This window comes from Pandoraea sp. NPDC090278 (assembly GCF_044772185.1).
Lineage (GTDB): Bacteria > Pseudomonadota > Gammaproteobacteria > Burkholderiales > Burkholderiaceae > Pandoraea.
In genome coordinates, this window is record NZ_JBIVYJ010000001.1 from 301,016 (window position 1) to 320,287 (window position 19,272).

The following is a 19,272-nucleotide window of genomic DNA, read 5'->3' on the forward strand; positions in this document are numbered from 1 at the left end:
TTACGCCGAACCCCGATGAGCGGGCGCGCGGACTCGTTATAGTCGGTATTGCAGATTTCGACGGGCCAAGGGACGCCTCGCCCCGTTGCCCGCCAAAATGCAAAAAGCCCGCGCTTGATGGCGCGGGCTTTTGCGGACGACAGGGGAGCGGCTTACTTGCCGCCGCCCTTGGCTGGCTTCACTGCCCAGCTGTCCTTGAGCGAGACGATACGGTTGAACACCGGTTTGCCCGGGGCCGAATCGTGACGATCGGCCACGAAATAGCCGTGACGCTCGAACTGCACGCGATCGTCCGGCGCGAAGTTCAGCATGCCCGGCTCGACATAGGCTTGCGTCACGCGCTTGGCGTTCGGGTTGAGGGCGTCGAGGAAGTTCTTTTCGCCAGCGTCCGGATTCGGATCGAGGAACAGACGGTCGTAGATGCGCACTTCTGCCGCCAGCGCGTGCGACGCACTGACCCAGTGAATGTTGCCCTTGACCTTGTAGGTGTCTGCGCCCGGCGTGCCCGAACGGCTGTCTTCGAAGTAGTTGCAATGCACGGCTGTGACGTTGCCGTCTGCGTCCGTATCGAAGCCCGTGCATTCCACGACGTAACCGTAGCGCAGGCGCACCTTGTTACCCGGGAACAGACGGAAGAAGCCCTTGACCGGTTCTGCCTGGAAGTCCTCACGTTCGATCCACAGCTCGCGCGAGATGGGGAACGTGCGCATGCCGCGCTCCGGAAAGTGCGGGTGCACCGGGGCGTGGCAATCTTCCTGCTGGCCTTCCGGATAGTTGTCGATGATGAGCTTGAGCGGGTCGAGCACGGCCGTGGCGCGCGGGGCCTTCGGATCGAGGTCGTCGCGCAGGGCTTGCTCGAGAATGCTCATGTCGATCCACGACGCCGACTTGGCCACGCCAATGCGGTCGCAGAACAATTGCAGACTCTCGGGCGTGAAGCCACGGCGGCGCAGGCCGACCAGCGTCGGCATACGTGGATCGTCCCAGCCGTCGACGTACTTTTCGTCGACCAGCTGACGCAGCTTGCGCTTGCTCGTGATGGCGTACGTCAGTTGCAGGCGGGCGAATTCGATCTGCTGCGGGGTCGGGCGCGAGAACATGCCCGCGTCAGCCAACTGGCCGAGCACCCAGTCGTAGAACGGACGCTGATCTTCGAACTCCAGCGTACAGAGACTGTGCGTGATGTTCTCGATGGCGTCTTCGAGCGGGTGCGCGTACGTGTACATCGGATAGATGCACCATGCGTCGCCCGTGCGGTGGTGATGTGCGTGACGGATACGGTAGATCGCAGGATCGCGCAGGTTGATGTTCGGCGATGCCATGTCGATCTTCGCGCGCAGCACGTGCGTGCCGTCGGCGAATTCGCCCGCACGCATGCGACGGAACAGGTCCAGGTTTTCCTCGACCGTGCGATTGCGGAACGGCGAATCCTTCCCCGGCTCCACGAGCGTGCCGCGGTTGGCGCGCATGTCGTCGGCGCTTTGGCTGTCGACGTAGGCGCTGCCACGCTGGATCAGGATTTCGGCTGCCTGATAAAGCTGCTCGAAGTAGTCGCTGGCGAAATAGAGGTGTTCCTTCTGCGGCGTCTGGTAGCTGAAGCCGAGCCACTTGACCATGTCGATGATCGAGTCGACGTATTCGGTCTCTTCCTTCTCGGGGTTGGTGTCGTCAAAGCGCAGGTGGCACACGCCACCGTAATCACGCGCCATGCCGAAGTTCACGCAGATCGCCTTGGCGTGACCGATGTGCAGATAGCCGTTGGGCTCTGGCGGGAAGCGCGTTTCCACGCGCTGGCCCCATTTGCCCGAGCGGTTGTCTTCGTCAATGATGTTGCGGATGAAATTGGATGCCGCGTTCAGCTCTGTGCTCATGCCTGTCCAGTGTTCGGAGTTTGGCGAATATTCTACCGTACCGCATTGCACCACGGGCGAGCGTCTGATCGGGCGTCGACGCGGCATCACACCGTGATGCCGGTCGTCGTGGTTCACATTCGATGGATCCGGGACCGCGCGGGGCCCTGATCAGGTCGTCTGCACCGTGGTGCGCTGGATCGGCCAGTTGGCGTACGACAGCAGCCACAGAGAGACGACATTCACGACCGGAATGAACGCCAGCACCGTGAACCAGGGGGAGAAGCCGAGCCGGGTGAGAATCCGCCAAACGGGGAAGCCGATGAGCACGATGCTGACGAGCAGAGCAAGCAAGCCTGACGAGTTAGCCATGAGATGTCTCCCGAAGCGCCCCACCCATTGCAGGGCGTACCGGCAGTATAGGCAGACGGGCAGGGGGGCTTTTCCCGCCTTCCCAACGGTTCCCGGATTGTGTCCTATCCTGAAAACACTGCCGGTCGCGCCGGTGGGGCCAATCGTACCAATCGTGCTTCGGCCCCCCTCATGGGAGGAAGTCATGGAACTGCATCTCAGCTCGCATCGCTATACGCACCGCTCGCCGGACTGGGCGGCGGCCGCCGTCGCAGGCTTTGTCGCCTGCGCTTTCTTTTCCGCTGTCGAAATGCTCATGGTGCTGCTCGTTTCGGGACAGAGCCCGTGGGTGCCGCCCCGCATGGTGGCGGCCATCGTGCTTGGCCCCGGCATCCTGTCGCAGCCCGCGACGTTCGACGTGTCGATCGTGGCCATGGCGCTGATGGTGCATGCGGCCATCGGTGTCGTGCTCGGCGTGGTTCTCGGGGCCATCATTGCGCCGTTCCGGCTGGATTCGGATGTCGTCACGGTCTCGGTTGCCGGTGGCGTCTTCGGGCTGATCGTGTACGTCGTCAATTTCTACGTCATGACACAGATGTTCCCGTGGTTCACCGAGTCGCGTGGCTGGACGATGCTGGCCGGGCACATCATCTTCGGTGCGTTCGCGGGGTATATGTACTGGGTGCTGCGTCAGATGGAGGAACGGGCAGAGACCGCCTGAACGCCTCATGAATGCCCCGGAAACCCTTGCGGGACGGGGCCTTCACTCGACTGACGGGCGTCCGCGCGTGATGCCGTCGGTCGGTCAATATGTCGGGTGAACGCACTTTGGTGCAAATAACATATTTTTCTGTTATGATGCGTCAACTGCATTCGTCCGTCCGTCATCTTCGGATGTGCTGAAGGCAGTTTCCCGTGGCATGAAGCGCCCGGCAGGTGTTCCACCCGCCCGGCATCATCAGCCAACGTGTGGCACGAAAATCACTACAGATGTGTCGCACGATGTGCCGACACATGTCACCTTGAACGCTTAGACGTTCACGCCGCCGTTACGACAAAACGGCTGGCCATCGATCCCCGAAACAGGAAGTCGTACAGAACACCGGAATTGCGCCTTGCGTGCGCATGACGGAACGCACCCGGTCTTTTTGCCGTGTGCGACGTTCAGCAGCGTCGTCTGTCGTATGTCAGTCATGCTTATGTCGCATTACCGTCATATTGGGCAGATAGGCTGCGTGCACTTCACGGAAACATTTGTGCAAAATTGCACTCTCATCACCGTAAGCCGATTCGAGAGGGATAGTTATTAGTCAAATTTTTTGCAGTAAAGAAGGATACAAAATGAAAACATCGCAATACCAAGAATTCCAGTACAGCGTCCATGCAGTCGAGCGAGACAACGCCCGTTGGGACGCGTTCTACGAGATTCACCGCCCGACACAGCGCGGCATGGAAAAAGTGGGTGCCTATCAGGTTCAGAGCGCCTACGGTTTTGCCACGCAAGGTAACGCCCTCGACGACGCCGAACGCAACGCTCGCGCGGATATCGAACAGGGCATCGTCTACTACCAATAAGGTCGACGGCCGCTTCCGCATTACCTCGTCCCCGTTTTTCCCGCTTATTCCCCCATACCTGATGTGCGCGATGCTGGCATCGTCGCTTTGCGACGGTGCTATAGTCCGGCCTTTCGCACTGCATTGGCTGGAGAGTCGGTAATGGAATGGATGTGCAAGTCGTTCGATGAACTGGGCAGCGCGCTGCTTTACCGAGTCCTCGCCGCACGCAACGCGGTATTCGTGGTCGAGCAGGCGTGCCCGTATCAGGACATCGACGGTCGCGATCCGTACAGCCTGCATCTGGTCGCGCAAGTGCGCGACAGCGCGAACCCGGCAAGCGACCTGCGAATCGCAGCGTATTTGCGACTTCTGCCGCCCGGGTTGGCCTATGACGAAGCGTCGATCGGACGCGTGATCACCGCCGCTTCGCATCGCGGCACCGGCCTCGGTCGAGAGCTGTTGGCACGCGCAGTGGAGATTGCCGAAGCGCAATGGCCGACCGCTGCGGTGCGCATCGGCGCGCAGGCGCATCTCGAGGCGTTTTATGGCGGGTTCGGCTTCGTCAAGGCGAGTGAGCCGTATGACGAAGACGGCATCATGCATATCGAAATGGTGCGCCCCGCAGTGCAGCCGCAGTAGTGGCCGACGGCGCGTTTGCGAATCGCGCAATCGCACGCTGAGCCAAGCAGCAAAATGCAATATCGGCCGGGCCATCGCGCCCGGCACTACAATATCTCCCATCGTAGTTCACGCGTTTCCCGACACATGGCCTTGTATTCCATCACCGGCGCCCAATTGGCGTTCGGTCACCTGGCATTGCTCGACAATGCCGATTTTTCGCTCGAAGCCGGTGAGCGCGTCGGGCTTATCGGACGCAATGGCGCCGGTAAGTCCTCGCTGCTCAAGATCGTGGCGGGCCTCACCACGCCGGACGATGGCCTGGTGGCCCGTCAGGCCGGTTTGCACACTGTCTACGTGCAGCAGGAGCCCGAGTTCGATCCCGAACAGTCCGTGTTCGATGCCGTGGCGCTCGGCCTTGGTGAGTCGCACGTCTTGCTCTCCGAGTACGACCGCACCGCGGAAGCGCTGTCGGTAGCACCGGAAGGCGCAGAACATGACGCGCTGCTCGCCCGCCTGAACACCTTGCAATCGTCGCTGGATGCTGCCGATGCGTGGCAGTTGAAGACCCGCGTGGAGACGACGATCGCGCAACTCGGACTCGACGGCCATGCACGCGTAGGCGCGCTGTCCGGCGGGATGCAAAAGCGCGTCTCGCTCGCGCAGGCGTGGGTTGCGAAACCCGAGGTGTTGCTGCTCGACGAACCGACCAACCACCTGGATTTCGACGCCATCCGCTGGCTTGAAGAACTGCTCGTCGGCTATCGCGGCGCGCTACTGTTCATCACCCACGATCGGAGCTTCCTCGACCGGGTGGCCACGCGCATCGTCGAACTCGATCGCGGGCGTCTGCTCTCCTATCCCGGCAATTTCACGCAGTATCAGGAGCGCAAGGCCGAACAGCTTGAAATCGAACGCGTAGAGAATGCGAAGTTCGACAAGCTGCTCGCGCAGGAAGAGGTGTGGATCCGAAAGGGCGTCGAGGCTCGCCGCACGCGCAGCGTGTCACGTATCGAGCGTCTGAAGACGATGCGCAACGATCGCGCTGAACGTCGTGAGCAGCAGGGCAATGTGCGCATGGACGTGTCGCAGGCCGAGAAGTCCGGCAAGATCGTGGCCGAACTCACCAACGTGACGAAGGCGTACGGTGGACGCACCATCGTGCGTGACTTCTCCGCGACGCTCATGCGCGGTGACAAGGTCGGCCTGGTCGGCCCGAACGGCGTAGGCAAGACGACGATGCTCAAGCTGATCCTCGGCGAAATCACGCCGGACAGCGGGCAAATTCGCGTCGGCACGAACCTACAGGTGGCGTACTTCGATCAGATGCGCGCACAGCTCGATCCCGAACGCAGTCTGCTCGATACCATCAGCCCGGGCAGCGACTGGATCGAAATCAATGGCGCGCGCAAGCACGTCATGAGCTATCTCGGTGACTTCCTTTTCTCCCCCGAGCGCGCGCGCTCTCCGGTGAAATCGCTGTCGGGCGGCGAGCGAAATCGTCTGTTGCTCGCTCGTCTGTTCGCGCGTCCTGCCAATGTGCTGGTGCTCGACGAACCGACCAACGATCTCGACATCCCGACACTCGAACTGCTCGAAGAGCTGCTGGAGGAATACACCGGCACCGTGTTCCTCGTGAGCCACGACCGGACATTCCTCGACAACGTGGTGACGTCGGTGATCGCAGCCGAAGGCGACGGTAACTGGCGCGAATACGTCGGTGGTTTCACCGACTGGCAAGTACAGAGCGAGCGCTCGGCTGCGCTGGCTGCGCAGCGTGCACCGGTGGACGAAGCACCGAAGGAATCGGCGGCAGCGCCCAAGCGCGGCACGAACCGCACCGTCAAGCTCAGCTACAAAGAGCAGCGTGAACTGGACGGACTGCCGGAGCGCATTGCCTCGTTGGAAAACGAGCAGAAGGACGCCGCAGCGAAGATCGAAGACGGTTCGATCTTTGTGAAAGATCCGGCTGCGGGTGCGGCGCTGTCTGAACGTTTCGAAGCGATTGAACTGGAATTGCTCGAAGCGCTCGAACGCTGGGAAGTGCTTGAAGCCAAGCAGCGCGGCGAGAACGCGTGAGTACGCTCTCGTCGTGACAACGTCGTTGGCGGCCGGTTTTCCGGCCGCGTTTCATTGGGCCAATGGTCCATGTCATTCGAGTGCAGTGCGAGTGACAGTACAATAGGCCGCGATTCATCGGACGCGATGGGCCTGCCAGTCCGTCGGCAGGCATCGCGCACCCGAAGTGCCTATTCGAAGTGCCCATTATGTGGGCGCCGCAACACAAGTCGTTGATCCGGCGTCACTTTTGTCATGTGTTAATGGGTTTTCCCCGTGGTTGTCCACAGGAAATGTGGATAAGCGCCGGGCGTCGTACCCCAATTCAGTCACGCTATGTCGAAAAAAAATACGCCTGCCCAGTACAGCGAAGCGTCCATCAAGGTCCTGAAGGGCCTTGAGCCGGTCAAGCAGCGCCCGGGCATGTACACCCGCACCGAGAATCCGCTGCACATCATTCAGGAAGTCATCGACAACGCTTCGGACGAAGCGCTGGGCGGTTACGGCAAGCAGATTCTCGTCACCCTGAACAAAGACGGTTCGGTCAGCGTCGAGGACGATGGCCGTGGTATTCCCGTCGGCATTCACCCGGAAGAGGGTGTGCCGGTGGTTGAAATCGTGTTCACGCGCCTGCACGCAGGCGGCAAGTTCGATAAGGCCGCTGGCGGCGCTTACACCTTCTCCGGCGGCTTGCACGGCGTTGGCGTGTCGGTGACGAACGCCCTGGCGACCCGGCTGGCCGTGACCGTCTGGCGCGACGGTCAGGTCTCGGAACTCGAATTCGCAGACGGCGGCAACGTCAACGTGGCGCTTCACTCGCGTGCGTCGCAACGCGGCGAGAAGAAGAGCGGCACGCGCGTGACTGTCTGGCCGGACGCCAAATACTTCGACAGCCCGGCATTGCCGCTGGGCGAACTGCAACGTCTGCTGCGCTCGAAGGCGGTGCTGCTGCCGGGCGTGCGCGTCACGCTGCGTCAGGAAAAGAACGGCGAAGAACAGACGTGGTTCTACGAGCACGGCCTGCGCGGCTATCTCGTGGAATCGCTGGGCGGTGCAGAGCCGCTGATTCCGCTCTTCGAAGGCGAGCGCTTTGCCGAGGGCGACGAAGACAGCTTTGCCGAAGGCGAAGGCGCTGCGTGGGTCGTAGCCTGGACGGAGGATGGCGCGCAGGTCCGCGAGTCGTACGTCAACCTGATTCCCACGCCTGCTGGCGGCACCCACGAATCGGGGCTGCGTGAAGGCTTGTTCCAGGCGGTGCGCGGCTTCATCGAATTGCACAACCTTCAGCCCAAGGGCGTGAAGTTGTTGCCGGAAGATGTGTTTTCCCGCGTGTCGTTCGTGCTCTCCGCGAAGGTGCTCGATCCGCAGTTCCAGGGGCAGATCAAAGAACGTCTGAACAGTCGCGACGCCGTGCGGCTCGTGTCGTCGTTCACGCGTCCTGCGTTGGAGCTGTGGCTCAATCATCACGTCGAGCACGGCAAGAAGCTCGCCGAACTCGTGATTCGTCAGGCACAAGCCCGTACGCGTGCTGGCCAGAAGATCGAGAAGAAGAAGAGTTCGGGCGTGGCCGTTTTGCCGGGCAAACTGACCGATTGCGAGACGGAAGACATCACCCGCAACGAACTGTTCCTGGTCGAGGGCGACTCGGCAGGCGGCTCGGCGAAGATGGGCCGCGACAAGGAATTTCAGGCGATTCTGCCGCTGCGCGGCAAGGTCCTCAATACGTGGGAGACCGAGCGCGATCGCCTGTTTGCCAACAATGAAGTGCACGACATCGCGGTGGCGATCGGCGTCGACCCGCACGGTGCGAACGACACGCCCGATCTGTCCAATCTGCGTTACGGCAAGATCTGTATCCTCTCCGATGCCGACGTCGACGGTTCGCACATTCAGGTGCTGCTGCTGACGTTGTTCTTCCGTCACTTCCCGCAACTCATCGCTACGGGGCACGTGTACGTGGCGCGTCCGCCGCTGTATCGCGTCGATGCGCCTGCGCGCGGCAAGAAGCCCGCACAGAAGCTCTATGCGCTGGACGAAGGCGAACTCGAAGCCATTCTCGACAAGCTCCGCAAGGACGGCGTGCGCGAAACCGCATGGTCCATCAGCCGCTTCAAGGGCCTGGGCGAAATGAGTGCCGCACAGCTTTGGGAAACGACGATGAATCCCGACACTCGCCGCCTGAGCCCGGTGGCGCTCGGCCATCTGGATTTCGACACGACCGTAGCGCGCATGAACATGCTCATGGGCAAGGGCGAGGCGGCGCAACGCCGTAGCTGGCTTGAAGCCAAGGGCAATGAAGTGGAAGCCGACATCTGAGCCTGACAACACAGGAAGGACCGCAGGCGCGGCGTCGGCACTGCAGATACAGCACTTGAATCGTAGCGAAGTCGCGCTCACGCAGGGCAAACCAGCGTGAGCGCTCACATAGTGGGATAATCCACCCTTCACCCTTCCGGGAGTCGCGTTATGTTGCGTTCTATGCGTTGCATTTTCGTGCCGATGTTGCTTGCCAGCGCAAGCGCCACCGTCTTGGCACAGTCGGCCCAGCCGCGCGTCTTCTTCGTTGCCCCTGCGGACGGCGCAACGGTGTCCAATCCGGTAAAGGTCCAGTTCGGCGTCGAAGGCATGACGATCAAACCGGCGGGCGAGATATCGCCCAATACCGGTCATCACCATCTCATCATCGACGGCGATTCGATTCCGGCAGGTCAGGTCGTTCCTACCGACGACAGCCACCTGCATTTCGGCAAAGGTCAGACCGAAACGAGCGTCAATCTGACGCCGGGCGATCACACGTTGACGATGCAATTCGCTGACGGTGCCCATCGCTCATACGGTCCGGCCATGAGCCAGACGATCAAGGTGCGTGTCAAAGGTCAGCAATAAACAGGTTTCGACGGCGCAGTGCCTCCAGGCGCTGCGCCGAAAGCTCTCTCTGCGGCAACTCGCAGGGCCCGCGCTGGCAGCCGCGCTGCTTGTCGCGACGCCGCTCGCGCACGCCGAACTCTACGGTTACGTCGACGAGAACGGTGTCGCGCATCTCGCGGCACGCAAGCTCGATGCGCGCTATCGGCTCGTGGTGGGTAACGGCGGTAACGGCGGCAACGTCGACCTGCGTGCGCAGCAGCAGGGCGCGGTCGTCACCGGTGCAGACCGCTCGCGTCTCTACGATGCGCTGGCCCGACATCCCAATCTCAAAAAGCTCGCACCCGTCATTGCGCAGGCAGCGCAGAAGTTTCATGTCGACGCGGCCTTGCTCAAAGCGGTCATCGCGGCCGAGTCGGGTTTCGATAGCAATGCGGTATCGCCCAAAGGCGCCGTCGGTCTGATGCAGGTGTTGCCGACGACCGGGGAGCGCTATGGCTTGCGGGCCGATGCGCGCCGCACCGTCGCCGACAAACTCACCGATCCGCGTACCAATGTGCTGACAGGCGCCCGTTATCTGCGTGATCTGCAAGCGCGTTATCCCGATCGTCTCGAACTCGTACTCGCCTCGTACAACGCGGGTGAGGGGGCTGTGGCACGTCACGCCGACCAGATCCCGCCATATGCAGAGACGCGCGATTACGTCGCAGCCGTGCTTGAACTCTACCGACGCTTCAACCCGGACGGTGCTGACGCCGCGCCGGGCAATGGCGTCATCCGCGCGAGCGGAGACGGCGGGAAGATTGGTAACGCGCGTGTCAACGGCTCGCGCGACGGCCGCATCCACGTCATTCTGGGCGCACCGCAGGGCCTGCCCGTCGTGCCTGCTACCATGCCGAACGCTTCGATACGCGACTCGGCTGCGTCGACACTGTCCGCGCCGCCGGCCACGGACTGAGGCATCGGTTGACGCCGCTTGGTGGCGTCTTCGGAATCGCCTCCGAAGCCGAAGTCCCGCGCGTCTTCCGTTGGTCGGCTCAGAATTCTCTGAAATCCGCGCGGAATGTCGGCAATTTCGATGGCCGTCGCGCTGAAATCACGTCTTGCTTTGCCATTCGGACGCGTTTTTGCCGAAATGTGCCGGTGAGCTTGGTATGATCTCGCGGTCAACGTCCACCCGAACTCTCGTCAAACGTTCGCAGCAAACCCACAGGTTTTATGGAACAAGTAGAAGATCTCTTTACGCAACCGTCGGATGACGACACGCTAACGCTCGGCGCGTATGCCGAGCGCGCTTATTTGGACTACGCGATCAGCGTGGTCAAGGGCCGGGCACTGCCGGACGTCTGCGACGGCCAGAAGCCGGTACAGCGCCGCATTCTGTTCGCGATGAACGAAATGGGCCTCGCGTCCGATGCCAAGCCGGTCAAGTCGGCGCGCGTCGTCGGCGACGTGCTCGGCAAGTTCCACCCGCACGGCGACCAGTCCGCGTACGACGCGCTGGTGCGTCTCGCGCAGGACTTCTCGATGCGCTATCCGCTCATCGACGGTCAGGGCAATTTCGGCTCACGCGACGGCGACGGCGCGGCGGCCATGCGTTACACGGAAGCCCGTCTGACGCCGATCGCCAAGCTGCTGCTCGACGAAATCGATGCGGGCACCGTCGACTTCGTGCCGAACTACGACGGTTCGACCGAAGAGCCGCGCCTGTTGCCCGCGCGCTTGCCGTTCGTGCTGCTCAACGGCGCGTCGGGCATTGCCGTGGGTCTCGCCACGGAAATTCCGTCGCACAACTTGCGCGAGGTGGCCTCGGCGGCCGTGGCGCTGATCCGCAATCCCAAGATGGACGACGCTGAGTTGATGACTCACGTTCAGGGACCGGACTTCCCTGGCGGCGGGCAACTGATTTCGAGCGCAGCCGAGATTCGCGCCGCGTATGAGAGCGGACGCGGCAGCCTCAAGATGCGTGCGCGCTGGAAGATCGAAGAAATGGCGCGCGGCCAGTGGCAGGCAGTGGTGTATGAGTTGCCGCCGAATACGTCGGGCCAGAAGGTGCTCGAAGAGATCGAGGAACTGACCAACCCGAAGGTCAAGCTCGGCAAGAAGTCGCTCACACCGGAGCAACAGAACCTCAAGCAGTCGATGCTGGCCATGCTCGACGCCGTGCGCGACGAGTCCGGTAAAGACGCACCCGTTCGTCTGGTGTTCGAGCCGAAGTCGAGCCGCATCGATCAGCAAGAATTCATCACGATGCTGCTCGCGCATACGAGCCTGGAGTCGAGCGCATCGGTGAACCTCGTGATGGTGGGTGCCGACGGCCGTCCGGGCCAGAAGTCGCTGCGCGACATCATCACCGAGTGGATCGGCTTCCGCTTCGAGACAGTCACGCGTCGTACGCGTCACCGTCTGGGCAAGGTCGACGACCGTATCCATATTCTCGAAGGCCGGATGATCGTCTTCCTGAATATCGACGAAGTCATTCGCATCATTCGCGAGTCCGACGAGCCGAAGGCTGCGCTGATGAGTGCGTTCAAGCTGAGCGAGCGTCAGGCAGAAGACATTCTGGAAATTCGTCTGCGTCAGTTGGCACGTCTGGAAGCGATCAAGATCGAGCAGGAACTGGCGTCGTTGCGCGACGAGAAGGCGAAACTCGAAGATCTGCTCGCCAACGACAGCGCGATGAAGCGTCTGATCATCAAGGAAATCGAAGCCGACGCGAAGCAATTCGGTGACGATCGTCGCACGCTGATTCAGGAAGAGAAGCGTGCGGTTGCAGAAGCTCGTGTGGTCGATGAGCCGGTGACGGTCGTGGTGTCGGCCAAGGGCTGGGTACGTGCGCTCAAGGGGCACGGACTGGATGCACAAGGTTTCTCGTTCAAGCAAGGCGACGCCTTGTACGGCGCGTTCGAATGCCGCACCGTCGACCCGCTGATCGCATGGGGTAGCAACGGGCGCGTCTATTCGGTGGCAGTGGGCCTGCTGCCGGGCGGCCGTGGCGACGGCGTGCCGCTGACGTCGCTGATCGAACTGGAGTCGGGTTCGCGTCTGATGCATTACTACGCAGCGTCCGGCGATCAACCGCTGCTGCTCGCAACGTCGTCCGGCTTCGGTTTCACGACCAAGCTCGGCGATATGGTGAGCCGCGTGAAGGCGGGCAAGTCGTTCATGACCATCGACGACGGGGCTGAACCGCTCGCACCGACGCCGATCTGGCAGGGCGCCAGTGCGGTCGCGTGTCTGTCGAGCGACGGGCGGCTGCTCGTGTTCGGCATGGACGAAATGAAGGCGCTGACGGGCGGTGGACGCGGCGTGACATTGATCGGTCTCGAAGCCAAGCAGACGCTGGTGTCGGCCGTGCCGATCAGCGAGGCGGGCGTGACGGTGTACGGCGAGGTGCGCGGCGGCAAGATTCAGTCCGAGACGCTGTCGGGCACATCGCTCGCACCGAACATCGGCAAGCGTGCGCGCAAGGGCCGTTCGCCGAATGTGAAGTTTGCGACGTTCAAACCGCGTTCGCTCGAGCCGGTGTTGCCGGCCGCGCCGAAGGCATCCTGACGGAGTCCCGCATGAGCGTTTACGCCTTCAGTCTGTTCCTGCATCTGGTCAGCGTGGCCGTCTGGATCGGTGGGATGTTCTTTGCGCTGGCCTGTCTGCGGCCAGCGTCGTCGGAGCTGTCGCCGCAGCAGCGTCTGCCGTTGTGGGAGGCGGCACTCACGCGCTTCTTCACTTGGGTGGGCGTTGCCATCGTGCTGATCCTGCTATCTGGCGGGCACATGATGATGGGCATGGGTGGTCTGCATGCCCGTTGGCCTGTGCATGCCATGGCGGGGATCGGCGTGCTGATGATGCTCGTCTTCGGTCACATTCGCTTCGCACTGTTCCCCCGTTTGCAACGGGCCGTGCAGGCGCAGTCGTGGCCGGACGGTGCGGCGGCCGTCAACGGTATCCGTCGTCTCGTGATTCTGAATCTCGTGCTCGGGATCGTCGTGATCGGATTGGCGGCGTCGCTTCGCGGCTGATCTTGGCGATTGACGTGATTCAGACTGGCCGGGTTTCGTTGTCGACGTTCCCGGCCACCTCATGACACAGCGTGACAAACGCTTGCACGAGAGGGCTGTTGTCATCGCGGCGCTTGCCGAGTAGCAGCGCCGAGTGCGCATCCGGTTCGCTGAAGTCCATGAAGTGCGCGCCTTCGATCTGAATGCAACGCACGGCGGCCGGTAGCACGGCAACACCCAATCCACTTGCCGCGAGGGCGACGATAGTCGTCGACTCGCGCGCCTCCTGAACGACACGCGGTGTAAAACCCGCGCGCTCGCACATCCTCCGAATCTGTCCGTCGACTGCCGTGCCCACGCCGTTGGGATGCATGATGAACGCTTCGTTTGCCAGATCGGCAATCGACACGCTGGCGTGCTTGGCCAACGCATGTCCCTGATGCATGACAACAACCAGCGCTTCGTCGATCAACGTCTCGAAACTGAGTCCTGCCACGGGTGGCGCGTTCTCTGCCTGACGGAGCAAACCGATGTCCAGCGTCCGTTCGATGAGGGCTTCCCGTTGGTGCTCCGATGGTGCCTCGCTGAGCGTCAGCGTCACACGCGGATACCGCTGACGGTAGGTTGTCAGCACGCGTTTCATCAGGTTCGTCATGGGCGCCGAGGTCGTGAACGCGATACGCAACTCCCCGGCATCGAGCCCGGCGATTTGTTGCACTTCGAGTCGCGCCGCTTCGGCGTCGGCAAGAATCTGTCGCGCACGCACGAGAAACGCGCGACCGGCCGGTGTCAGGAAGACGCGTCGTTGTGAGCGTTCGAAAAGCGGCACGCCCAATTCATCCTCAAGCGCCCGGATCTGCATCGACAACGGCGGCTGCCCGATGTTAAGGCGCTGCGCGGCCCGGCTGAAATGCAGCTCCTCGGCAACGGTCACGAAGTAGCGAAGGTGACGCAGTTCCATACCTCGGGCCTCGATTGATCTGTTTTATATATAGAAATGAGGCTTAAATATATATTGGACGCGAGGTAACGGCAAACCTATCATTCGTTGTATACATTTCACCCTTGGTTCGCGCGAGGCGAGCCAGCGTCATGGCATCAACCAACTCCCTACCTTTGTCTTCCGGCGGCGCGTCCGCCGCTAGTGCGTCTGCCCCCAAACTCCCGGCGGGCGTTGCGCGCGGCACGCGCGAATACGCGGTCATCAGCCGGGCGCTGTTCTTCGGTGGTTTTTCGACGTTCGCGCAGCTCTACTGCATGCAATCGCTGTTGCCCTTGCTGACGACCACGTTCGGCATTAGCCCGGCGCAGGCCAGTTGGTCCGTGTCTGCGGCCACGATGATGATGGCGCTCGGTTTGCTCGTGACGTGTGTCGCGGCCGATCGCGTGAGTCGCAAGCGGATGATGACGATTGCGCTGCTCAGTTCTTCCGTTCTGACACTGGCCAGCGCATTCTCGACGAACTTCGAGACCATCGTGATTCTGGCGGCGCTCAAGGGGCTGGCTTTGTCCGGATTACCGGCAATCGCCATGGCGTATCTGAGCGAGGAAATCGATCAGCGCTCGCTCGGCATGTCGATGGGACTCTATATCGGCGGCAACATCCTCGGTGGGATGGCCGGTCGAGTGATGGCGGCATTTGTCGCCGACATGTTCTCGTGGCGCGTGTCGGTGGGGCTGATCGGCCTTGTGTGTCTCGCAATGGGCCTCGAATTTGCCCGGAGTCTGCCGCATTCGCGTCGCTTTACCCCGCGTCATATGACGGTGCGTGAAGCGCTGGGGCATGCACGCCGACATTTGGGCGACCCGGCGTTGCTCGGTCTGTACCTGTTCGCTGGCCTGATGATGGGCAGCTTTGTCAGCGTCTACAACTATCTCGGGTTCTATCTGTCGGCACCGCCGTTTCATCTGCCGCATGCTGCCATCGGCGCGATTTTCACCATGTATCTGATCGGCGTCGTCGGTTCGTTCATCGCGGGGCCGCTGTCGGATCGTGTGGGACGCCCCCGTCTGTTGTGGGCGCTCGTTGCGCTGGCGATGGTGGGGCTTTTCACGATGCTCGCGTCGCAAGTGTCCGGGGTGGTGATCGGTCTGGCGATCTTCACGTTCGGCTTTTTCGGTGCGCACACCGTGGCCAGTAGCTGGGTCGGACGGCGCGCCACGGAAGGGCGAGCGATTGCTTCCGCGCTGTATCTGTTCTTCTACTATCTGGGGTCCAGCCTGCTGGGCAGCTTCTCGGGCGTCATGCTCAAGTCGCATGGCTGGCATGGCGTGGTCGCGTTGCTGTCGGTGGCTGTGGTGCTGTCGCTGGGCGTGGCGATCGCCATGCGCCGTGCGTACGGGACGGGAAAACCGGCCGCCATCGCGTAACCGTTACGCTTCACCTGCATCCACATAAAACAACAGCCACCCGAGGGTGGCTGTTGTCGTATGCTGCGATGCCGAGATGCCGTCAGGCAAGTTCGGCGATCAGTTCGATTTCGACACACGCGCCCAGCGGAATCTGCGCCACGCCGAAGGCCGAACGGGCGTGCTTGCCTGCGTCGCCAAAGACTTCGCCGAACAGTTCCGATGCACCGTTCGTCACCAGATGCTGCTCGGTGAATTCCTGCGTCGAGTTCACGAGGCTCATCAGCTTCACAATGCGCTTGACCTTGTTCAGGTCGCCCGTGTGGGCGTGCAACGTGGCGATCAGCTCGATGGCGGTGGCGCGTGCCGCAGCCTTGCCATCTTCGACGCTGACGTCCTGACCGAGCTTGCCGGTCCAGATCTTGCCGTCCTTCTTGGGCAGGTGGCCCGAGAGGAACACGGTGTTGCCGGTCTGTGCGGCCATCACGTAAGCGGCGGCGGGGGCGGCGGACGACGGCAGTTCGATACCCAGTTGCTTCAGTTTGTCGTAGACGGACATGTACGGCTTCCTTGCAAATTCGTTAATGGAACAAAATCGCGGATCAATCGATTCCGATGGCGGGTCAGGCGGCGCGGCGCGTGAGCGCGTCGGCGATCAGCGCGCCAAGACGCGCGACACCGATTTCGATTTTCTCGGGCGGCACCGTGACGAACGACAGTCGAAGCGTGTTCGATTGCGGCGTCCCCACATAGAAGGGCGCGCCGGGCACGAACGCGACATTCTGTGCGATCGCTTTTTGCAGCAACTGCATGGTGTCGATGCCTGCGGGCAATGTCAACCAGATGAACATGCCGCCTGCGGGTGTGGTCCATGTGGCGTCGGCTGGCATGTGCTTCTTCAGCGAAGCGAGCATGGCCTGCGCCTGTGCGGCGTAGAGCGTGCGGATCGACGGGATGTGCGTGTCGAGAAAGCCGTCCTTGACCACTTCGTATGCGATGCGTTGTGTCAGGCTGGGCGTATGCAGATCGGCGGCCTGCTTGGCCTGCACGAGCTTGGCGATCACTGCCTTCGGGCCAATGATGAAACCGAGTCGCAATCCGGGCGCGAGCACCTTGGAGAACGATCCCATGTACAACACGTGCTCCGGCGCGAGCGACATAAGGCTCGGCAAACGCTGGCCTTCGTAGTCGAGTTCGCCGTAGGGATCGTCTTCGATGATGGCCAGGCCGTCGCGTTTGGCGATGGCGGCCAGCGCCTCGCGTCGTGCCATCGGCAGACGTCGTCCCGTCGGATTCTGGAAGTTCGGCATGGCGTACAGAAAGCGCGCGCCTGCCACCATTTCCGGCGTCAGTGCCTCGGGCAGCAAGCCATGATCATCGGTCGGCACTGGCACGTACTTCGGTGCGAACAGCGAAAACGATTGCAGTGCGCCCAGATAGCTCGGTGCCTCGACGAGGACGCGGCTACCTTCGTCGATGAAGATCTTGCCGATCAGATCGAGACCTTGCTGCGAGCCGGTGGTGATCAGTACGTTCTCAGGTGCAACCGTCAGACCGTCGCGTGAGTAACGTTTGGCGACCCATTCGCGCAGGGGCGCGAAGCCTTCCGTGGCACTGTATTGCAACGCCGCTTGCGGCGATTCGGTCAGGACGCGATCAGCGGCAGCCCGCATTTGTGCGACGGGAAACGTGGCGGGCGAGGGCAGGCCGCCAGCAAAGGAAATGACGTCCGGGCGCTCGGTGACCTTGAGAATTTCGCGAATGGCCGAGCTGGTCAGATTGCGGGCGCGTTCGGAATATTGCCAATCGTGCATGATGGTCTCGCTTTGAGAGTGCGGCCTTTTCTGAGCGGCCGCGAGTATCGAGCGTTGCGAGTGCCGGGCGCGTGGAGGCAGGCGCAACGTCAGGGGGCTGACCCATCGCGGCGCAGGGATCGCATGCGCCGCGACGTGTCGTCAGACCGGTTTGCCCGTGAGTCGCGAGGCGCCGATCTTCATGTTTTTGCCGAGTGCGATGGTCAGTACGACACCAGCGGCAAACAGCCAGGTGACCGCATCGACTTGTTCGCCGAAAAAGAGCGCGGACAACGCAATCGTGAAGAAAATCTGAAGCAATTGTACTTGGCCTACACGCGCGATTCCGCCCATGGCGAGACCGGCATACCAGGCGAAGAAGCCGATGAACTGCGAGAAGAGGGTGACGTAGGCGAACGCGCCCCAGGCCTTGCCGCTCACCGGCCACGGTTGCTGCCACGCAAGCCAGCCGACCGGCACCAGCAACACCGGTGCGGAGACGACGAGTGCCCAGCAGATCACTTGCCAGCCGCCCATGTCGCGTGCGAGCTTGCCGCCCTCCGCATAACCCAGTGCGCCAATGACGACGGCAAGCAACATCAGTCCGTCCGCCGCATGCAGGCTACCGCCACCGGCACGAAGCGCGAACGCAATGACGAGGGCGCTGCCGAGCAGGGCAAACACCCAGAAGCCACGCGAAGGACGTTCCCCACCCAGCCAATAAGCGTAGATCGCGACGAAGAAGGGCTGCAGGCCGTTGACCACGGCCCCGTGAGACGCGGGGATGGTTTTCATCGCCCACGCGGAGAAGACGGGGAAGGCGATGATCACGCCGAGCGAGGTGATGGCGAGACTCTTGACCTGCGGCCACGTCGGCCACGGTTCCTTGCGCCACCAGAGCAGCGCGCCCGCGAAGACGGCCGCCACCAACGCGCGTCCCAGTCCGTTAAGCAGCGGATTGACCTCCGCCACGACGATGCGCGTCATGGGCAACGTCAGACTGAAGATGAGCACGCCGATCAATCCGATCAGCATGCCCCGGGATTCGCGCGAATTCATGGTGTCGCCTCGTAGTTCTCTGTTGCTATGTTGTCCGCCCGCCATGCACTGTGCCGGGCGTTTGGATCGGTTGTGGCCTAACGCAAGGTGCGCGGGCCGTTGGGGGTTTCGATTTCTGCGGCGAGCGACGGCTCGACCAGCGTCGCTTCGACGTTGACGAGGGCATCGGCACCCAACCACTGCAATTGTTCTGCGATCACCGTCGCCTGCGGATGGAATCCACGCAGCGTGGTGACGGCGCAATCGGCGGACGGCAACGCATCTGCCGGATGTTGCGGCGAATCCCACTGGATCAGCGTAGGCAGCAGACCCTGCCCCGCACCTTGCCACGACGGCAGGCTACCGTCGTCGGGCACGCCGATCTGCCACGTCAGTGCGCCGCGCTGCATCGCCACGACCGGTGCCAGACGTTGCGGATACTGCGCCTGCCAGCGCGGCAGCGAACGCGGACGATCGACGCGCGCCACCCAGTGCGCAAGGTACGGACCGCGTGCGAGGCGCGCTCGAACGGTTTCGTCGTCGAGTCCGAACCAGCGCGCACGGCCCGGTGCAGGGGCTTCCGGATCGATGGCGATGATCTCCAGATAGGCACCGCCCCACAGGCCCAGCAAACTGTTATGCGTCCCCATGCGCGCGTGCTTACCGCCGCGTTGCGGCACGACGTCCGTGAGGCCAAGTTGCTCGATGACGTGCGCTTCGCCCGCTTCCAGCGTTTCTGCGGCAACGACAAGGTGGTCCAGTTTCAGGGCGTGAGGTGCGGTCATGTTCGATTCG

The 19,272-nt window shown here is 62.2% G+C and carries 17 protein-coding genes; 10 read left to right on the forward strand and 7 right to left on the reverse strand.

Features of this window, described 5'->3' with window-relative positions; all coding sequences use genetic code 11:
- Positions 1–152 precede the first annotated feature (152 nt).
- Entirely contained in the window at positions 153–1,871 is a 1,719-nt protein-coding gene (locus ACIQWO_RS01260; protein ID WP_402818186.1) for a glutamine--tRNA ligase/YqeY domain fusion protein, read from the reverse strand.
- Positions 1,872–2,021: 150 nt separating this feature from the next.
- Positions 2,022–2,222 carry a hypothetical protein gene (locus ACIQWO_RS01265; protein ID WP_402818189.1) on the reverse strand — a complete coding sequence of 67 codons (201 nt, stop codon included), beginning with the start codon at positions 2,220–2,222 and terminating at the stop codon, positions 2,022–2,024.
- 184 nt (positions 2,223–2,406) lie between these two features.
- Between ACIQWO_RS01265 and ACIQWO_RS01270 the strand changes: the two genes are divergently transcribed.
- The 9 genes from ACIQWO_RS01270 (at position 2,407) to ACIQWO_RS01310 (ending at position 13,318) form a co-directional block, all read left to right on the forward strand.
- Positions 2,407–2,922: a membrane protein gene (locus ACIQWO_RS01270; RefSeq protein WP_046291455.1), complete on the forward strand. Its 516-nt coding sequence runs from the start codon at positions 2,407–2,409 to the stop codon at positions 2,920–2,922.
- Positions 2,923–3,542: 620 nt separating this feature from the next.
- Entirely contained in the window at positions 3,543–3,776 is a 234-nt protein-coding gene (locus ACIQWO_RS01275) for a hypothetical protein (protein ID WP_046291456.1), read from the forward strand.
- A 141-nt stretch (positions 3,777–3,917) separates the two neighbouring features.
- The gene (locus ACIQWO_RS01280) at positions 3,918–4,397 is read left to right on the forward strand and encodes a GNAT family N-acetyltransferase (protein WP_402818194.1); all 480 of its coding nucleotides are present in this window, start codon (positions 3,918–3,920) and stop codon (positions 4,395–4,397) included.
- A 126-nt stretch (positions 4,398–4,523) separates the two neighbouring features.
- Positions 4,524–6,455, forward strand: a complete 1,932-nt coding sequence (locus tag ACIQWO_RS01285; protein ID WP_402818197.1) for an ATP-binding cassette domain-containing protein — start codon at positions 4,524–4,526, stop codon at positions 6,453–6,455.
- 315 nt (positions 6,456–6,770) lie between these two features.
- The gene (locus tag ACIQWO_RS01290) at positions 6,771–8,750 is read left to right on the forward strand and encodes a DNA topoisomerase IV subunit B (RefSeq protein WP_402818199.1); all 1,980 of its coding nucleotides are present in this window, start codon (positions 6,771–6,773) and stop codon (positions 8,748–8,750) included.
- A 150-nt stretch (positions 8,751–8,900) separates the two neighbouring features.
- Positions 8,901–9,320, forward strand: coding sequence for a DUF4399 domain-containing protein (locus ACIQWO_RS01295; RefSeq protein ID WP_402818201.1), 420 nt, complete (start codon positions 8,901–8,903; stop codon positions 9,318–9,320).
- Positions 9,301–10,257, forward strand: a complete 957-nt coding sequence (locus tag ACIQWO_RS01300; protein ID WP_402818204.1) for a lytic transglycosylase domain-containing protein — start codon at positions 9,301–9,303, stop codon at positions 10,255–10,257. Before ACIQWO_RS01295 ends, ACIQWO_RS01300 begins: the two co-directional genes overlap by 20 nt.
- A 260-nt stretch (positions 10,258–10,517) precedes the next feature.
- Positions 10,518–12,854 carry a DNA topoisomerase IV subunit A gene (gene parC / locus ACIQWO_RS01305; protein WP_402818207.1) on the forward strand — a complete coding sequence of 779 codons (2,337 nt, stop codon included), beginning with the start codon at positions 10,518–10,520 and terminating at the stop codon, positions 12,852–12,854.
- 11 nt (positions 12,855–12,865) lie between these two features.
- Positions 12,866–13,318: a CopD family protein gene (locus ACIQWO_RS01310; RefSeq protein WP_150664773.1), complete on the forward strand. Its 453-nt coding sequence runs from the start codon at positions 12,866–12,868 to the stop codon at positions 13,316–13,318.
- Positions 13,319–13,337: 19 nt separating this feature from the next.
- Here the strand turns inward: ACIQWO_RS01310 and ACIQWO_RS01315 are convergent, their stop codons facing one another.
- Positions 13,338–14,258, reverse strand: coding sequence for a LysR substrate-binding domain-containing protein (locus ACIQWO_RS01315; protein ID WP_402818211.1), 921 nt, complete (start codon positions 14,256–14,258; stop codon positions 13,338–13,340).
- 131 nt (positions 14,259–14,389) lie between these two features.
- Between ACIQWO_RS01315 and ACIQWO_RS01320 the strand changes: the two genes are divergently transcribed.
- Positions 14,390–15,667, forward strand: coding sequence for an MFS transporter (locus ACIQWO_RS01320; RefSeq protein WP_233325277.1), 1,278 nt, complete (start codon positions 14,390–14,392; stop codon positions 15,665–15,667).
- 82 nt (positions 15,668–15,749) lie between these two features.
- Here the strand turns inward: ACIQWO_RS01320 and ACIQWO_RS01325 are convergent, their stop codons facing one another.
- The 4 genes from ACIQWO_RS01325 to ACIQWO_RS01340 all read right to left on the reverse strand — a co-directional run bounded on the left by ACIQWO_RS01325 (position 15,750) and on the right by ACIQWO_RS01340 (position 19,262).
- On the reverse strand, positions 15,750–16,205 hold the full coding sequence (locus ACIQWO_RS01325; RefSeq protein ID WP_039399369.1) for a RidA family protein: 456 nt from the start codon (positions 16,203–16,205) through the stop codon (positions 15,750–15,752).
- A 64-nt stretch (positions 16,206–16,269) separates the two neighbouring features.
- A complete protein-coding gene (locus ACIQWO_RS01330) occupies positions 16,270–17,460 on the reverse strand; it encodes a PLP-dependent aminotransferase family protein (protein ID WP_402818217.1) in 1,191 nt (396 codons plus the stop codon).
- 141 nt (positions 17,461–17,601) lie between these two features.
- Positions 17,602–18,498: a DMT family transporter gene (locus tag ACIQWO_RS01335; protein WP_402818220.1), complete on the reverse strand. Its 897-nt coding sequence runs from the start codon at positions 18,496–18,498 to the stop codon at positions 17,602–17,604.
- 77 nt (positions 18,499–18,575) lie between these two features.
- On the reverse strand, positions 18,576–19,262 hold the full coding sequence (locus tag ACIQWO_RS01340; RefSeq protein WP_402818223.1) for a VOC family protein: 687 nt from the start codon (positions 19,260–19,262) through the stop codon (positions 18,576–18,578).
- Positions 19,263–19,272 lie beyond the last annotated feature (10 nt).

Excerpts from the sequence above, each read along its gene's own strand:
- ACIQWO_RS01260 (WP_402818186.1), bottom strand. The coding sequence starts at position 1,871 with ATGAGCACAGAGCTGAACGCGGCATCCAATTTCATCCGCAACATCATT.
- ACIQWO_RS01265 (WP_402818189.1), bottom strand. The coding sequence starts at position 2,222 with ATGGCTAACTCGTCAGGCTTGCTTGCTCTGCTCGTCAGCATCGTGCTC.
- ACIQWO_RS01270 (WP_046291455.1), top strand. The coding sequence starts at position 2,407 with ATGGAACTGCATCTCAGCTCGCATCGCTATACGCACCGCTCGCCGGAC.
- ACIQWO_RS01275 (WP_046291456.1), top strand. The coding sequence starts at position 3,543 with ATGAAAACATCGCAATACCAAGAATTCCAGTACAGCGTCCATGCAGTC.
- ACIQWO_RS01280 (WP_402818194.1), top strand. The coding sequence starts at position 3,918 with ATGGAATGGATGTGCAAGTCGTTCGATGAACTGGGCAGCGCGCTGCTT.
- ACIQWO_RS01285 (WP_402818197.1), top strand. The coding sequence starts at position 4,524 with ATGGCCTTGTATTCCATCACCGGCGCCCAATTGGCGTTCGGTCACCTG.
- ACIQWO_RS01290 (WP_402818199.1), top strand. The coding sequence starts at position 6,771 with ATGTCGAAAAAAAATACGCCTGCCCAGTACAGCGAAGCGTCCATCAAG.
- ACIQWO_RS01295 (WP_402818201.1), top strand. The coding sequence starts at position 8,901 with ATGTTGCGTTCTATGCGTTGCATTTTCGTGCCGATGTTGCTTGCCAGC.
- parC (WP_402818207.1), top strand. The coding sequence starts at position 10,518 with ATGGAACAAGTAGAAGATCTCTTTACGCAACCGTCGGATGACGACACG.
- ACIQWO_RS01310 (WP_150664773.1), top strand. The coding sequence starts at position 12,866 with ATGAGCGTTTACGCCTTCAGTCTGTTCCTGCATCTGGTCAGCGTGGCC.
- ACIQWO_RS01315 (WP_402818211.1), bottom strand. The coding sequence starts at position 14,258 with ATGGAACTGCGTCACCTTCGCTACTTCGTGACCGTTGCCGAGGAGCTG.
- ACIQWO_RS01320 (WP_233325277.1), top strand. The coding sequence starts at position 14,390 with ATGGCATCAACCAACTCCCTACCTTTGTCTTCCGGCGGCGCGTCCGCC.
- ACIQWO_RS01325 (WP_039399369.1), bottom strand. The coding sequence starts at position 16,205 with ATGTCCGTCTACGACAAACTGAAGCAACTGGGTATCGAACTGCCGTCG.
- ACIQWO_RS01330 (WP_402818217.1), bottom strand. The coding sequence starts at position 17,460 with ATGCACGATTGGCAATATTCCGAACGCGCCCGCAATCTGACCAGCTCG.
- ACIQWO_RS01335 (WP_402818220.1), bottom strand. The coding sequence starts at position 18,498 with ATGAATTCGCGCGAATCCCGGGGCATGCTGATCGGATTGATCGGCGTG.
- ACIQWO_RS01340 (WP_402818223.1), bottom strand. The coding sequence starts at position 19,262 with ATGACCGCACCTCACGCCCTGAAACTGGACCACCTTGTCGTTGCCGCA.